14 protein-coding genes are annotated in these 14,997 nt (G+C 74.5%); 10 read left to right on the top strand and 4 right to left on the bottom strand.

Annotated features, from left to right (window positions below):
- The first annotated feature begins 297 nt into the window (after positions 1–297).
- On the top strand, positions 298–1,371 hold the full coding sequence (gene trpD / locus E0D90_RS01155; RefSeq protein ID WP_130796291.1) for an anthranilate phosphoribosyltransferase: 1,074 nt from the start codon (positions 298–300) through the stop codon (positions 1,369–1,371).
- Positions 1,372–1,473: 102 nt separating this feature from the next.
- Here the strand turns inward: trpD and E0D90_RS01150 are convergent, their stop codons facing one another.
- Entirely contained in the window at positions 1,474–1,755 is a 282-nt protein-coding gene (locus tag E0D90_RS01150; protein WP_103502370.1) for an Lrp/AsnC ligand binding domain-containing protein, read from the bottom strand.
- A 240-nt stretch (positions 1,756–1,995) separates the two neighbouring features.
- Here E0D90_RS01150 and E0D90_RS01145 point away from each other — a divergent pair, with 240 nt between their 5' ends.
- From E0D90_RS01145 to E0D90_RS01125, 5 genes are all read left to right on the top strand, one after another.
- Positions 1,996–2,235 carry a hypothetical protein gene (locus tag E0D90_RS01145; RefSeq protein ID WP_103502371.1) on the top strand — a complete coding sequence of 80 codons (240 nt, stop codon included), beginning with the start codon at positions 1,996–1,998 and terminating at the stop codon, positions 2,233–2,235.
- Between the two features lie 396 nt (positions 2,236–2,631).
- Complete coding sequence (locus tag E0D90_RS01140; protein WP_227869907.1) at positions 2,632–3,921, top strand: NYN domain-containing protein; 1,290 nt, start codon at positions 2,632–2,634, stop codon at positions 3,919–3,921.
- 417 nt (positions 3,922–4,338) lie between these two features.
- The gene (locus tag E0D90_RS01135) at positions 4,339–5,436 is read left to right on the top strand and encodes a C40 family peptidase (protein ID WP_130796290.1); all 1,098 of its coding nucleotides are present in this window, start codon (positions 4,339–4,341) and stop codon (positions 5,434–5,436) included.
- 208 nt (positions 5,437–5,644) lie between these two features.
- On the top strand, positions 5,645–6,817 hold the full coding sequence (locus E0D90_RS01130; RefSeq protein ID WP_227869903.1) for a C40 family peptidase: 1,173 nt from the start codon (positions 5,645–5,647) through the stop codon (positions 6,815–6,817).
- Positions 6,818–7,037: 220 nt separating this feature from the next.
- Positions 7,038–8,189 carry a glycosyltransferase family 4 protein gene (locus tag E0D90_RS01125; RefSeq protein WP_130796289.1) on the top strand — a complete coding sequence of 384 codons (1,152 nt, stop codon included), beginning with the start codon at positions 7,038–7,040 and terminating at the stop codon, positions 8,187–8,189.
- Positions 8,190–8,243: 54 nt separating this feature from the next.
- Here E0D90_RS01125 and E0D90_RS01120 read toward each other — a convergent pair whose 3' ends face one another.
- A complete protein-coding gene (locus E0D90_RS01120; RefSeq protein ID WP_130796288.1) occupies positions 8,244–10,103 on the bottom strand; it encodes an AMP-dependent synthetase/ligase in 1,860 nt (619 codons plus the stop codon).
- 364 nt (positions 10,104–10,467) lie between these two features.
- Here E0D90_RS01120 and E0D90_RS01115 point away from each other — a divergent pair, with 364 nt between their 5' ends.
- The 4 genes from E0D90_RS01115 (at position 10,468) to E0D90_RS01100 (ending at position 13,345) form a co-directional block, all read left to right on the top strand.
- Positions 10,468–10,923: an SRPBCC family protein gene (locus tag E0D90_RS01115; protein WP_130796287.1), complete on the top strand. Its 456-nt coding sequence runs from the start codon at positions 10,468–10,470 to the stop codon at positions 10,921–10,923.
- 137 nt (positions 10,924–11,060) lie between these two features.
- Positions 11,061–11,486 (top strand): DUF5304 family protein, encoded by a 426-nt coding sequence (locus E0D90_RS01110; protein WP_130796286.1) that lies wholly within the window; start codon positions 11,061–11,063, stop codon positions 11,484–11,486.
- A gap of 80 nt (positions 11,487–11,566) precedes the next feature.
- The gene (locus tag E0D90_RS01105; RefSeq protein WP_130796285.1) at positions 11,567–12,508 is read left to right on the top strand and encodes an ROK family glucokinase; all 942 of its coding nucleotides are present in this window, start codon (positions 11,567–11,569) and stop codon (positions 12,506–12,508) included.
- A 123-nt stretch (positions 12,509–12,631) separates the two neighbouring features.
- A complete protein-coding gene (locus E0D90_RS01100; protein WP_130796284.1) occupies positions 12,632–13,345 on the top strand; it encodes an endonuclease/exonuclease/phosphatase family protein in 714 nt (237 codons plus the stop codon).
- 151 nt (positions 13,346–13,496) lie between these two features.
- On the opposite strand, the gene E0D90_RS01095 is transcribed toward E0D90_RS01100, so the two are convergent.
- Together E0D90_RS01095 and E0D90_RS01090 are read right to left on the bottom strand one after the other, a co-directional pair.
- Positions 13,497–14,126 (bottom strand): hypothetical protein, encoded by a 630-nt coding sequence (locus E0D90_RS01095; protein WP_130796283.1) that lies wholly within the window; start codon positions 14,124–14,126, stop codon positions 13,497–13,499.
- Complete coding sequence (locus tag E0D90_RS01090; RefSeq protein WP_130796282.1) at positions 14,113–14,883, bottom strand: alpha/beta hydrolase; 771 nt, start codon at positions 14,881–14,883, stop codon at positions 14,113–14,115. Before E0D90_RS01090 ends, E0D90_RS01095 begins: the two co-directional genes overlap by 14 nt.
- Positions 14,884–14,997 lie beyond the last annotated feature (114 nt).

The raw sequence follows: 14,997 nt of genomic DNA, 5'->3' as shown, positions 1-14,997 counted from the left end.
ACACCGGACGGGGCCGTCGGCGTTCCCGGGCGCGCCGCTAGGGTGAGCGCGTCCCGGCCGGCGCCGTCCGCGCCGGGCCCGGGGGAGGGGCGCGCGGGAGGGCCCTGCCCCGTGGAGCGGACACGCGGGAGGCGGGCGGAGACGGTCACGGGCGGGCCGGGTTTCCCGTACTGTCCTGGCATCCGGCCCCACCCGGGCTCCGTTCCCGACCCACCGCACGCCTTTCCCCACCGCACGCCGCCGCCGGCGACCGCCGGCGGACCGGAATCCGTACGCCAGAGATCCCTGGAGCAGACCATGAGCGCTGTGACGAACCCCGCCGGAGGCGACACCGTGGCGGACCGCTCCTGGCCCGACGTCCTCGGTTCGCTGCTGGCCGGTGAGGACCTGTCCGCCGAGACAGCCGCCTGGGCCATGGACCGGGTGATGCGCGGGGAGGCCACCGACGCGCAGATCGCCGGTTTCGCCGTCGCGTTGCGGGCCAAGGGGGAGACGGTCGACGAGGTGACCGGTCTGGTGCGCGCGATGTACCGGCACGCACAGCTGATCGAGGTGCCCGGACCGACCGTGGACATCGTCGGCACCGGGGGAGACCGGGCCGGGACGGTGAACATCTCCACCATGTCGGCCATCGTGGTGGCGGGCACGGGGGCGAGGGTCGTCAAACACGGCAACCGGGCGGCGTCCAGCCGCAGTGGAGCCTCGGATGTCCTCGAACAGCTCGGCGTCAACCTGGAGTTGTCACCCGCGCGGGTGGCGGAGGTGGCCGAGGAAGCCGGCATCAGCTTCTGCTTCGCGGTGCGGTTCCACCCGGCGTTGCGTCATGTCGCCGCAGCCCGGAGGGAGTTGGGCATCGCCACCACCTTCAACTTCCTCGGTCCGCTCACCAACCCGGCACGGGTCGGAGCCCAGGCGACCGGTGTCGCCGACGCCCGGATGGCACCGATCCTGGCCGGGGTCCTCGCCGAACGCGGCACCTCCGCGCTGGTCTTCCGCGGCGACGACGGACTGGACGAACTCACCACGACGGGAACGTCCACGGTCTGGGTCGTCCGGGAGGGCACCGTGACCCGGCAGAGCTTCGACCCGCGGTCGGTCGGGGTGGAGCCCGTCCCCATCGAGGCACTGCGCGGCGGCGACGCCGCCCACAACGCCGATGTCGCCCGCCGGCTGCTGGACGGTGAACGGGGCCCGGTCCGTGACGCCGTCCTGCTGAACTCCGCCGCCGCGCTGGTGGCGCTGGACCAGGGCGACCAGCCGCTGGCCGACCAGCTCGCCGCCGGGATGGAGCGGGCAGCCAAGGCCATCGACAGCGGCGCGGCGGCCGGCACGCTGGAACGCTGGGTGGAGGCCAGTCACCGGACCGCCTGAGGCGGAAGGCGCACCAACACCGACGAGGCGCGGTCCCCGGCAGTCACCGGGGACCGCGCCTCGCGCGTCGGGGCCGCGTCCCGGCCCGCCTCGACGTCCGTCTCAGGAGTCCAGGCCGATGGCGAAGGCCGCCTCCAAGTCGTGCTGGGAGTAGGTGCGGAACGCGATGTGGGTCTCGGTCGACTCCACACCCGGAACCTTGCTGATCCGTCCCGGAATGACCTCGGCGAGGTCGTCGTGACGCGGGACCCGGACGATGGCGATCAGGTCGTGCGCCCCGGTGACCGAGTAGACCTCGCTGACCCCCTCCAACGCGGCGATCCGCTCCGCGATCTCCGGGATGCGGTCCACGCTGGTCTTGATGAGCACAATCGACGTGATCATGGCTGAGCTCCCTGGGGGTAAGGGCCTGGAACGATGGTCCGAAACCGCCGCTCACTCTAGGCGATACCCCACCGGACCCGATGGGCCCACGCCCCCAGCCGGTCGCCCGCGCCCGCCGGCCGTGCCCGCCGCCCGCGCGCCGCACGGATCGGCGGCCCCCTCGGCGGCGCGTCAGGCCGTAGGCTGGCCGAGGGGCCCTTATGCCAGGACACTCCCGAACAGAGAAAGTAGGACGAGACCATGGTGCTCTCCCAGCCGACTGACGGGACCAGGTGGCGCTGCACCCTGTGCGGCAACCTCACGCGCTTCGACGTGACCCGCACGAGCCGGGTACGGGAGTACGTGCATCTGGACCTCGCCGGTGAGCCGACGGTGGAGGAGCGCGAGGTGCTGGGCGACCGGGTGGAGTCGGTGCGGTGCCGCTGGTGCAACGCCGTGGACCAGGTGGAGCTGGTCGACCGTCCCGACTCGGGTTCCTGACGGGCGGTGGAGACCGTGTCCGCATCCACTCCAGCGGGGGAGACGGGCGCCAACGGCCCGTCCGCCGAGGAGACCGACGGCGCGGCCGGTGCCCAGCGCGCCGCCGCCGTGACCGAGCACCAACCCGAGCACGAGCCCAAGCACGAGCCCGAGCACGACGGCGCGGACAGCCACGAGTCGGGGCACCAACCCGCCGGTGAGCCCGGCCGTGAGCACGGTTCCCCGGACTCCGGGGTCGCTTCCGAGGCCGAAGCAGACGCAGACGCGACGGGCGGGCACGGCGGCGCCGGTGCTCCGCCCCCACCGCCGGGGGGCTCCGGCAGCTCCGGCAGCTCGGGCGGTTCCGGCGGTTCCGGCGGTTTCGGGGACGCCGACGGGGAGGAGCCGGACGGCCCGCTGCCGGAGCGGGTCCGCCACCGCGTCGTGGTCATGGCGGGTGAGACCTTCGCGGGGATGCGCATCTCAGAACTGCCGCCGCCACTGCGCCAGTACGCCCGCTTCACCCCCACCCGCCGCGTCAAGTACGGCGCCGCCGCCATCGCCACCGCGCTGGAGACCGACGCCGGGTTCCGGCACCGGGTGGCGTCCCGGCTGCGGGCCGAACAGCCGGACCTCGCGGACGCGCTGACCCAGGGAACCGTCCCGCCCGCCGCCGACCCGGTCGAGGTCGCCGCCGCGGCGTACGTGCTGCGTCCCCAGGGCTGGGTGAAGCTGATGGTGGCGGCCGGCGAGGAGACCCTGCGCGCGGAGGCCGAGCACGCGGAGGAGGAGCGCGCCCGCGAACTGGAGCGGCTGCGTGAGGAGGTGGAGCGGTTGCGGGCCGGGACCCGGGAGGAGATCGACCGGCACCGCGTGGATCTCGACGCGGTGCGGCGCGAGTCGGACGCCGTCCACCGCAAGCTGCGCAGCTCCCAGAGCGATGTGCGCCGGGGCGAGGCGGCGCTGCGCAAGCTGCGCGCCGAACTGGAGGCGGTACGTGCGGAGGCCGCCGCCGAGCGGGCGGCGGCCGACGCGGAGGCGCGCCGGCTGCGCGCGCGGCTGGCGGAGTCCGAGACCGCGCTGGAGACCGGCCGCCGGGCCGCCCGCGAGGGCCGCAGCGTGGAGGACATGCGTCTGCGGCTGCTGCTGGACACGGTGTTGGAGGCGGCCCAGGGTCTGCGTCGCGAACTCGCCCTTCCGCCGGTCGAGTTCAGGCCCGCCCAGACGGTGGAGGCGGTGGAGCCGGGCGCACTGACGCCGCGTGACATCGCCAACCGGGCGCTGTCCGAGGAGGACCCGGCGCTGCTGGACCAGCTGCTGGCCCTCCCGCAGGCCCACCTGGTCGTGGACGGCTACAACGTCACCAAGACGGGGTATCCCACGATGCCGCTGGACAAGCAGCGGCTGCGGCTGCTGGGTGGGCTGGCGATGCTGGCGGCGCAGACCTCGGCCGAGGTGACCTGCGTCTTCGACGGTGCGGAGCTGGACGTTCCGGTCCTGCTGGCCCCGCCGCGGGGTGTCCGGGTGCTGTTCTCGAAGTCGGGTCAGACCGCCGACGAGTTGATCCGGCGGCTGGTGCGGGCGGAGCCGCCCGGCCGTCCGGTGGTGGTGGTTTCGGCCGATCGGGAGGTCGCCGACGGGGTCGCGCGCGCGGGCGCGCGCCCGGTGGCATCGGTACTGCTGTTGAAGCGGCTCGCGCGCGCCTGAACCGTGCTCCGGGCGGGGCCTCATGGGCCCCGCCCCCGCCCGGTGCCGGCGTCCGGCGCGCCGGACGCGGGAGAGGTGGATCACATGGTGGACGCGGCGTACTTGTCAAGCCGGACGAGCGGGGAGCGAATCGGGCGCACCGGTCGTTGTCCGGAACGACGCGTTGCTGGGGAGCTGTTGCCCTTGCGGGTGGTTTATCTTCCACGGAACGTACCGTTTCGGTAGCTACGGGTACCGGGTAAGTAAAAAATCGCCGTGGGGATTTGAAGGTTGCTTTCCCCTGTCGCTATGGTCTGGCCTCGAACCTTCGCGCGGTAGTTCACTCATCCGGGGTGGCCGTGGAGGAACCGCCGATCCGCGGCAGTAACGCGGGGCCGGGAGACCGGCAGGCGGCTGAGGAAGAAGGAGATCGCCCCAGTGGCGTCCCACCGTCGTCCCAAGCAGCCGAGCCGCGCCCGTGTCTCCGTTTTCGGTGCCGCCGCGGCTGCCACCGTCGCCCTCTCCTCCCAGAGCGCGCACGCCGACCCGAACCCGAGCAAGGCCGAGGTCAAGGAACGCGTCGACGAGCTCCACGAAGAAGCCACCGAGATCACCGAGGAATACAACGGTGCGATGGAGCAGGAGGAGCAGCTGAAGGAGGAGGCCGAGGAGCTGCAGACCTCGGTCGCACGCGGCCAGGAGGAGCTGAACGAACTGCGCAACAGCGTCGGTTCGGTCGCCTCCGCCCAGTACCGCAACGGCGGCATGACGCCCTCCGTGCAGCTCTTCCTCTCCGCCGACCCCGACGGCTACCTCGACCGCGCCTCCACGCTCGACCAGGTCACCGGCAAGCAGGCAGAGGTGCTGCGGAACATCGAGTCCAAGCAGCGCACCCTCGCCCAGCAGCGCGAGGAGGCCACCACCAAGCTGGAGACGCTGGAGGAGACCCGCGCCGAGATCAAGGAGAAGAAGGACGCGATCCAGGCCAAGCTCGGCGAGGCCCGGGAACTCCTCAACCGCCTCACGGAGGAGGAGCGCCAGCAGCTCCAGGCCGAGGAGCGCGCCGCCGAGGCGGAGGCCCAGCGGCAGGCGGAGGCCGCCGCCGACCGGGCCAGCCGGAGCGAGGGCCGCACCGACAGCCCCTCCGCCACCACCACTACGCCGGTGGCGGACAGCGGATCCGGGTCCTCCTACGCGCAGTCGGCCATCTCCGCCGCGCAGAGCAAGATCGGCTCCCCGTACGTCTTCGGCAACACCGGCCCGCACAGCTTCGACTGCTCCGGCCTCACCGGCTGGGCGTACAAGCAGGCGGGTATCTCGCTGCCCCGCACCTCGCAGGCGCAGGCCAACGCCGGCACCCGGGTCTCCCAGAGCCAGCTCCAGCCCGGCGACCTGGTGTTCTACTACGCGGGCATCACCCACGTCGGCATCTACGTCGGCAACGGGCAGATCCTGCACGCGCCGCGGACCGGCTCCACGGTCAGCTACGCCGGGGTCAACTCGATGCCCTTCCAGTTCGGCGTCCGCGTGGCCTGACCGGCCGCACGCCCGAACCGCACGCCCACGACGGGGCGGTGACCGCCGAGACCGGCGGGCGCCGCCCCGTCGTCGTGATCCGCCCCGTCGATGCCGAGCTTCGCCGGGCCCGGCAACTCCACGGCTCCCGCGCCCGCTTCACGCGCTCCTCCGTCCAGGTGATTGTCCACCGCCGATCGCCGGGGCCGGACGGTCCTCCGAACCGCGCGTGACCTGCGAGGAGTCCGTCCCGCCGGGCGGCACCCTGGCGTCGTCGCTGGTCGGTGCGCGGACTGTGCGCCGCTACATTCTGCTCTCCCCGAGCCCCGACCGAGGAGAGCGCCGCGTCGTGCCGACGAACCGAGGTTCCGTGCCGTCCACGCGCGGCAGAGCCGCCCGGGCGACCATGCTGACCGCCGCCGCGTCCGCCGTACTGGCGGCCGGGGTGGCGCCGGTCGCCGCCCAACCCGGCTCCGAGGCGGGCCAGTCGGCCGCCGAGCGGGTGGACGAGCTCTTCGCCGAGGCGGAGCGTGCCGTGGAGGCGTACAACGGGGTCGACGAGCGGGTGACGGGCCTGCGGGCCGAGGTCGAGCGCCGTCAGGACCGGCTGGCCCGCACCCAGGAGCGCGTCAACGAACAGCGGCACTCCCTGGGTTCGTTCGCTGCCGCCCACTACCGCTCCGGCGGCGTCGAGCCCTCGCTGGCGCTGCTGCTCGCCGACGACCCCGACAGCTACCTCGCGCAGGCCGCCTTCCTCGACCGGGCCGGCGCCCGTCAGCGCGACGACCTGCGCGGCCTGCTCAGCGCCCAGCGCTCGATGGACCAGCAGCGGGCCGAGGCCGGCGGTGTCCTCGCGGAGCTGGAGAGCCGGCGGGCCGAACTCGCCGAACGCAAGCGGGAGGTCAAGGAGAAGCTGGCGCTCGCGCAGCGCCAGCTCAACCGTCTCTCCGAGCGTGAACGGGCCCAGCGTGAACGGGCGCAGCGGTCGCAGGAACGGCAGGACGCCCCGGGTGAGGGGCGGACCCTCGCCGCGGCCGCCGCACCCGTCGCCGCCTCCGGACGCGGCGGGGCGGCCGCGGCCGCCGCCCTGGGCGCCGTCGGGCGGCCCTATGTGTGGGGGTCCGCCGGTCCCAGCGGCTTCGACTGCTCGGGGCTCACCCAGTGGGCCTACGCCCAGGCCGGGACCGCCCTGCCCCGGACCTCCCAGGGCCAGGCCGGGGCGGGCCGCCGGGTGTCACTGGACCAGGCACAACCCGGCGACCTGGTGATCTACCGTGCCGACGCCAGCCATGTGGCGATGTACATCGGCGGCGGACAGGTGGTGCACGCCCCCTACCCCGGTTCCTCCGTGCGGCACGACCCGGTCGGGATGATGCCGGTCAGCGCCGTCGTCCGGCCCTGAGTCCGGCCGCGCCGACGGACGGCGCCCACCCGGCCGGCCCGGACATCCCCAGGCGCGCCCTGGAAGCGCCCTCCGCGCCCCGGGCCCCCGCCCGGCCCCTCCGGTGCCATCCAGGGCCGCGCGGGCCCCGGAGGTGGCCGCCACGCGCCGTGCGGGCCGGGCCGCCCGGACCGCCCGGCGGGCTCCGGTCCCGCGCCCGTCACCGGATAGGCTCCTGCCGATGCACCGCACCCTGATCGTCACCAACGACTTCCCCCCGCGCCCCGGCGGTATCCAGGCGTTTCTGCACAGCATGGCGCTGCGGATGGACCCCGAACAGGTCGTCGTCTACGCCTCGACGTGGAAGCGGGGCCGGGAGGGCGCCGAGGCGACCGCCGCGTTCGACGCGGAACAGCCCTTCACCGTGGTCCGCGACCGCGCCACCATGCTGCTGCCGACACCGCGCGTCACCCGGCGCGCCCAGGCGCTGCTGCGCGAGCACGGCTGCCGGTCGGTGTGGTTCGGTGCCGCCGCGCCGCTCGGCCTGATGGCGCCGGCGCTGCGGTCCGCCGGCGCCGAACGGCTGGTGGCGACCACCCACGGACACGAGGCGGGCTGGGCGCAGTTGCCCGCGGCGCGCCGACTACTGCGGCGCATCGGCGAGTCCACCGACACCCTGACCTACCTCGGCGAGTACACCCGCTCCCGGATCGCCTCGGCGCTCACCCCGGCCGCGGCCGGGCGGATGGTCCAACTGCCGCCCGGTGTCGACGAGAAGACCTTCCACCCCGGCTCCGGCGGCGAGCAGGTGCGGTCCTCGCTCGGCCTCGCCGACCGGCCGGTGGTGGTGTGCGTCTCCCGGCTGGTCCAGCGCAAGGGGCAGGACACGCTGATCCGGGCGATGCCCCGCGTGCTGGAGCGGGTGCCCGACGCGGTGCTGCTGGTCGTGGGCGGCGGTCCCTACCTGCCGGAGCTGCGGAAGCTCGCGGCCTCCGAGGGTGTCGCCGACTCGGTCCGCTTCACCGGCTCGGTGCCCTGGTCCGAGCTCCCCGCCCACTACGGCGCCGGGGACGTCTTCGCGATGCCGTGCCGCACCCGGCGCGGCGGGCTGGACGTCGAGGGGCTGGGCATCGTCTATCTGGAGGCGTCCGCGACCGGGCTTCCCGTCGTCGGCGGTGACTCCGGCGGAGCGCCGGACGCCGTGCTGGAGGGGGAGACCGGCTGGGTCGTCCGGGGTGGCGGCGCGGGAGCGCCGGCGGAGACCGCCGACCGGGTGGTGACCCTGCTCCAGGACCCCGAGCTGCGGCAGCGGATGGGCGAGCGCGGCCGGGCCTGGGTCGAGGAGAAGTGGCGCTGGGACCTGCTCGCCGAGCGGCTGCGCGCCCTGCTCTGAGCGCGGGTGCCCCGGTGCCCGGTGCCCGGGCGCCCGGGCCCGTTCCCCGTCCCGTCAGGACTCGTAGAGTGAGTCGATCTCCGCCGCGTAGTCCCTGGCCACCACGTGCCGCTTGAGCTTCATCGACGGGGTGAGGTGGCCGGACTCCTCGGTGAACTGGGCCGGCAGCACCCGGAACTTCCGTACCGACTCCGCCCGTGAGACGGCGGCGTTGCCCTGGTCCACGGCCTGCTGCACGGTGGCGAGCAGCTCCGGGTCGGTCAGCAGCGCGGCGCGGTCGCCCAGCTCCTTGCCGTTCTCGGCCGCCCAGCGGGGCAGGAACTCCTCGTCCAGGGTGATCAGCGCGGCGACGAAGGGGCGGGCATCCCCGACCACCATGCACTCCGCGACCAGCGCGTGGGCCCGGATGCGGTCCTCGATGACGGCCGGTGCGACGTTCTTCCCGCCGGCGGTCACCAGGATCTCCTTCTTCCGGCCGGTGATCGACAGATAGCCGTCCTCGTCGAGAGAGCCGAGGTCGCCGGTGTGGTACCAGCCGCCCTCCATCGCCTCGGCGGTGGCCGTCTCGTTGTTCCAGTACCGGTCGAAGAGGTGCTCACCGCGCAGCAGTACCTCGCCGTCGTCCCCGATCCGTACCGAGGAGCCCGGCAGGGGACGCCCCACCGTGCCGATGCGCGGCGCGTCCAAGGGGTTGAAGGTGGTCGGGGCGCAGGTCTCGGTCAGGCCGTAGCCCTCCAGGACGGTGAAGCCGATACCCCGGTAGAAGTGACCGAGCCGCTCGCCGAGCGCGGCGCCGCCGGAGATGGCGTGCCGGGCGCGCCCGCCGAGCGCGGCACGCAGCTTGCCGTAGACCAGCCGGTCGAAGACGGCGTGCCGCAGGCGCAGTCCGAGCGCCGGGCGCCCGCCGGCGGAGAGGGCGCGGCTGTAGGCGATGGCGGTCTCGGCGGCGGCGTCGAAGATCCGTCCCTTGCCGCCCTCCCGGGCCTTGGCCCGCGCCGAGTTGTAGACCTTCTCGAAGACCCGGGGCACCGCCAGCAGCAGGGTGGGACGGAAGGACGCCAGGTCGTCGGTCAGCGAGGCGACGTCGCTGGTGTGACCCAGGCGGATCGGCGCGAAGACCGCCGCGACCTGCACCAGCCGCGCGAACACGTGCGCCAGCGGCAGGAACAGCAGCACCGACCCCTCGCCGGTGCGGAAGAGCGGGCCCAGCTCGGCGACCACGTTGCCGGCGTCGGCGAGGAACGCGCGGTGGGTCAGCACGCAGCCCTTGGGGCGGCCGGTCGTTCCGGAGGTGTAGATGATGGTGGCCGCGCAGTCGGCCGTCACGGTGTCCCGGGCGGCGTCCAGTTCGGCGTCGGTGACGTGCGCGCCGGCCGCGGCCAGCTCCGCGACGGCGCCGTCGGCCCGGCCGTTCGCCTGGCCGTCCTTGCCGGGGGCCGTGGCCGTGGCCGGGCCGCCGTCCGGGTCGATCGTCAACAGTGTGCGCAGCGCGGGCAGTTCGCCGCGCAGATCCTCCACCACGGCCCGGTGCCCGGCGTGCTCGACCACGATGCCGACCGCGCCCGAGTCCTGGAGGATCCAGCCGACCTGCTCGGGTGAACTCGTCTCGTAGACGGGGACGCCGACCGCCCCGGCGTACCAGAGCGCGAAGTCCAGCAGCGTCCACTCGTAGCGGGTGCGCGACATCAGGGCCACCCGGTCGCCGGGGCGGACGCCGGAGGCGATCAGGCCCTTGGCCGTCGTCCGCACCTCGGCGAGGAACGCGGCGCTGCCCACGTCGCTCCAGCCGCCGTCGGCGGTGCGGCGGGCGATGACGACCTGGTCCGGGCCGGCCGCGGCGTTGCGGTCCAGCACGTCCGGCAACCGGTCTCCCGGCGCCACGTCGTACAGAGCCGGAAGGCTGAACTCGCGCACTGCTGCTCCTCGTCATCATGCGACTGGGGAGGCCGTGCGACCGCCCTGGCGTCTGCTGCGGTTCCAACGGGGCGGCGTCGCCCCGTTGCGTGCGAAGGGACGTTACCCGCTGGTAGTCGGATCGCGGTAGGGCGTGGGCCACGCCGTGGACCGTCGCACTCGCGGTGTGCCGCTGCCGGCCCCCGGCCGGACAGTCGCCGCCGGGCATCGCCCGGCTTCGAGCCTACCGGGGGTGAGCGCCGCGTCGCGCCCCGGCCGGGTGCGAGGGCGCGGGAGCGGACCCGCGCACGGTATAGCCTTCCCACGGGACGGCGCCGGATGACTCCGGCCGGCCAGGGGCGAGCGAGAACGAGGAGCCAGCGCGATGGCTGAGCAGACCAGGTCCAGCATCACCGTCGAGGCGCCGCCGGCGGCGGTGATGGCGGTGATCGCCGACTTCGGCCGCTACCCCGAGTGGACCGGCGAGGTCACCGAGGCCGACGTCCTCGACACCGACGAGCAGGGCCGCGCCCGCCAGGTCCGGCTGGTCCTGGACGCCGGCGCCATTCGCGACGACCACACCCTCGCCTACACCTGGACCGGCGACCGCGAGGTCTCCTGGACGCTGGTGAAGTCCAAGATGCTGCGCGCGCTCGACGGCTCCTACCGGCTCACCCCGTCCTCCGGAGGCCTGCGCACCGAGGTCGTCTACCAGCTGACCGTCGACGTCAAGATCCCGATGCTCGGCGAAATCAAGCGCAAGGCGGAGAAGGTCATCATCGACCGTGCTCTGGACGGGCTGCGGCGGCGGGTGGAGAGCCTCGGCGACGCCGACGCCTGACCTCCGGCGGCGGGGCCGCCGGTGCGCGCTTCCCCGACGCCCGGCCATCCCGGCACCGTCGGGCCGGTGACCGCCGTGCGGCCGTTCGGGTACCGTCGGAAGCGACGAGTCCCGTGCACGGCCCGCAGGAGTCCGCCATGAGTGACGCCCACCAGTCCCCGTCCGACGACGACGCCTGGGCCACCGCCTGCGAGGAGGATCTCGCCGCCGAACGGGAGCGCCGCCGCGCCGCCGGTCAGGGCAGTGAGCCCGCCGACGAACTACGTCACTTCTTCGACACGCTCGCCGACCGCATCGGTCAGTTCGCCTCCGGCCCCGCCGGCTGGGTCGCCGGAGACGCCGCGGCCCGCGCCCGTGCCGCCGTCGACCCGGTCCTGGACCGCCACAAGGACACCATCGGACACCTGGCCAAGGCCGGTGACGAACTGGCCGCCGCCCTCCGCGCCGCGTTCACTCCTCAACAGAGCCGCGAAGGGGAGAAGAACGGCGAATCCACCCCGGACCGCCCCGCGGAAACCGGTGACACCGGGGACGACGGCGAGGACGGCCGGTCAGAGCGCTGATCGGGCCAGGAGGCGGTCCGTTCACCTCCTGTACGGTGTTCCGCGGCGGGTATGCAACGACCACACTCACTGAGGGACTCATGGGACTCACCATCGGGGTCGACATCGGCGGCACCAAGATCGCGGCCGGTGTGGTCGACGAATCCGGCACCATCCTGAGCACCAGCAAGGTGCCCACTCCGCCCACCCCTCAGGGCGTGGTGGACGCCATCGCCGACGCGGTGCGCTCCTGCGGTGAGGGCGCCGGCGCCGAGGCCGTCGGGATCGGCGCGGCCGGCTACGTCGACGACAAGCGGGCGACGGTGCTGTTCGCCCCCAACATCAACTGGCGGCACGAGGCGCTCAAGGACAAGGTCGAGCAGCGCGTCGGGCTGCCCGTCGTGGTCGAGAACGACGCCAACGCCGCCGCCTGGGGCGAGTACCGCTTCGGCGCCGGCGCCGGCCACGAGGACGTCGTCTGCATCACCCTCGGCACCGGCCTCGGCGGCGGCATCGTCATGGGCGGCCGGCTCTACCGCGGACGCTTCGGCATCGCCGGCGAGTTCGGCCACATCCGGATAGTGCCGGACGGTCTGCTCTGCGGCTGCGGCAGCCAGGGCTGCTGGGAGCAGTACGCCTCCGGCCGCGCCCTGGTGCGCTACGCCCGCCAGCGGGCCTCCGCCAGCCCGGACGCGGCGGCGGTGCTGCTCTCCCTGGGCGACGGGACCCCCGAGGGCATCGACGGGCGGCACGTCTCCGCCGCCGCCCGGCAGGGCGACCCCGTGGCCATCGACTCCTTCCGTGAGCTGGCCCGCTGGGCCGGAGCCGGACTGGCCGACCTGGCCTCCCTGTTCGACCCCGCCGCGTTCATCGTCGGCGGCGGCGTCTCCGACGAGGGCGACCTCGTGCTGGAACCGATCCGCAAGTCCTTCCGGCGCTGGCTGGTCGGCAGCAGGTACCGGCCGCACGCCCAGGTCCTCGCCGCCCAACTGGGCGGTCGAGCGGGGCTGGTGGGCGCCGCAGACCTCGCCCGGCAGGGCTGACCCCGGCCGTCGGCCGTCGACCCGCCGGTGCGTCCCGCGGGACGCACCGGCGGGTCGCGTTGTCGCCCCCCGCGCCCGGCGTGGCGCGGACGCCGCCGGGACCACCGCCCTACAGTCGGTCCCATGCCAGAGGTGCGGTTGCTCAGCTACAACATCCGTTCGCTCCGCGACGACACCGAGGCGCTGGCACGGGTCATCCGTGCGACCGCCCCCGACGTGGTCTGCCTCCAGGAGGCGCCGCGGTTCGTGCGGTGGCGGCGGCGCACCGCACGGCTCGGCCGGGAGGCCGGGCTCCACCTGGTCGCGGGTGGCGCCCCCGCGTGCGGCGTCACCCTGATGTCGACGCTCCGGCCGACCGTCGAGCGGTCGGAGGAGATCCCGCTGCCGTACCGGCCCGGAGCCCACCGCCGTGCCCTGGCGGGTGCGGTGCTGCGCTTCGGCCGCGCCCGGCTGGCCGTCGTCGGCTGTCACCTCAGCCTGTACGCGGAGGAGCGGCGGCGGCACGGGGCCCGGCTGCTGGAGTACCTCGCGGGGCTGGACGCCCCGGTGGTCCTGGCCGGTGATCTCAACGAGGCGCCCGGCGGCGCCGCCCACCGCCTGCTGGGCCGGGAGCTGCGCGACGCCTGGCCGGCGGCGCCCCGGGGCGGCGACGGTCTCACCTTCCCCGCGCACGCACCCGACCGCCGCATCGACGCGGTGTTCTGCGGGCCCGGGGTCGGCGTCGTCTCCTGCGGGGTGCCGGGAGCGGACGAGGGGGTCGACGCCGCCGACCTCCGCGCGGCCAGCGACCACCTGCCGGTGCTCGCCGTGCTGCGGCTCCCGGGCGAGGCGGGCTGATCCACGGCGCCGGCGCCGCGCCCTTCGCCCGAACACGCCCGCCGCCCGAACACGCCAGCGTCCCCCACGCGACCAGGGTCGCGCGGGGGCGCGGACGGGTGTCGCGGGTACCGGCGCACGGAATCAGCCGCGCGGCGCCCGCCCACACCTGTCAGACCACGGCGCCGCTGCCCGGGTCGGTCCACTCGTCGTCGCGGTCGTCGCGCATCCCCAGCACCAGGGTGGCGAAGCCGCCCAGGAAGCCGCCGACGCCGGCCGTCGTCAGCCACCACGTCATGTCGATGTCGAGCAGGGCGCAGCCCACGAGCAGCAGCGGACCGCCCACCACGCCCAGCCACGCGAAGCGGGTGATCATGTCGGACTCGGGCAGCGGTGGCGGCTCGGGCGGCACGAAGTGGCCCTCGTCGCCGTCGTCCTCCGGCGCCCAGTCACGCGGCCCGGGTCCGTCCCACTGGCCGTTCTCGCCCAGCCGGTTGATCTCGGCGGCCTCGTGCGGGGCTGCGTCGGCGCCGCCCTCGGCCGGCGGCCCCGGGCCGTCCGCCGCCGGGGGATCGGCGTCGGACGGAGGGTCCTCCGTGCCGTCCGCCGTCTTCCCGCGGCTCGCCACGGCGCCGGAGTGGTCCGGCACCGCGTCCGGATGCCAGATGCCCGGCGGGGTGTCGCCCGGCCCGGAGGACGGCACCGCCGGCTCCTCGCCGTAGGCGGCGACGATCTCGGCCCAGGCCGCTTCCTCGTCGAGCGGATCGCGGCCCTCGCCGCGGTCCCTGTCACGTTCGGTCACGTACGGCCTTCCTCGTCGTCAGCCGGGTGATGAAGGCATCCGTCTCGTCGTGGATGCGTTCCGCGTCATGGTCCAACGTCGCGACGTGGTAACTCTCTTCCAACACGACCTCGGTGATGTCGGTCGAGGACACCGCGCCCAGCACCACAGCCGAGTCCGAGGGCGGCACCACGTGGTCCACCCGGCTGCGCAGGAGCAGCAGCGGCTGGGTGACCTGGGCGAGGTCGCCGCGCAGTACCCGGGTCAGTTGCCGCATGGCGTGCGCGGCGTGCAGCGGGACCCGGTCGTAGCCGCCCTCGACCGCGCCCTCCTTGGCGATGTCGTCGGTGATCCCCGGAATGCTGGTGACCACGTGCCGGACAGCGGGCAGCGCCCAGCCCTTCACCCGGGGGAAGGTGGTCGCCGGGTTGACGACGACCACTCCGGTCACGGCGTCGCCGTGCCGTGCCGCCAGCCGCAGCGCCAGCGAGCCGCCCATGGACAGGCCGGCCACGAAGACCCGGTCGCAGCGGTCACGGAGCAGGCGCAGCTCCCGGTCGACCGTCGCGTACCAGTCCTGCCAGCCGGTGGCCTGAAGGTCCTGCCAGCGGGTGCCGTGCCCGGGCAGCAGCGGAAGCGAGACCGTGTGTCCGCGCTCCGCCAGGTGCCGCGCCCAGGGCCGCAGCGAGGCGGGGCTGCCGGTGAAGCCGTGGCAGAGCAGCACACCGATGTCCGAGCCCTCGTGACGGAAGGGGTCGGCGCCGGGGACAAGCGGCATGGGGCGGCTCCGTTCGGTGCCGGTCCGGTGGTGCCGGCCGGCGGCGGTCGTCCGGTCCGCGGCTGCGGACGGTCCGTGTCGCGGGCGTCCCGCAGCGGGGGCGGGACGTGGTCC

This window comes from Streptomyces otsuchiensis (genome assembly GCF_004305975.1).
Taxonomy (GTDB): Bacteria; Actinomycetota; Actinomycetes; order Streptomycetales; family Streptomycetaceae; genus Streptomyces; species Streptomyces otsuchiensis.
This window is presented reverse-complemented; position numbering and strand designations above follow the sequence as displayed.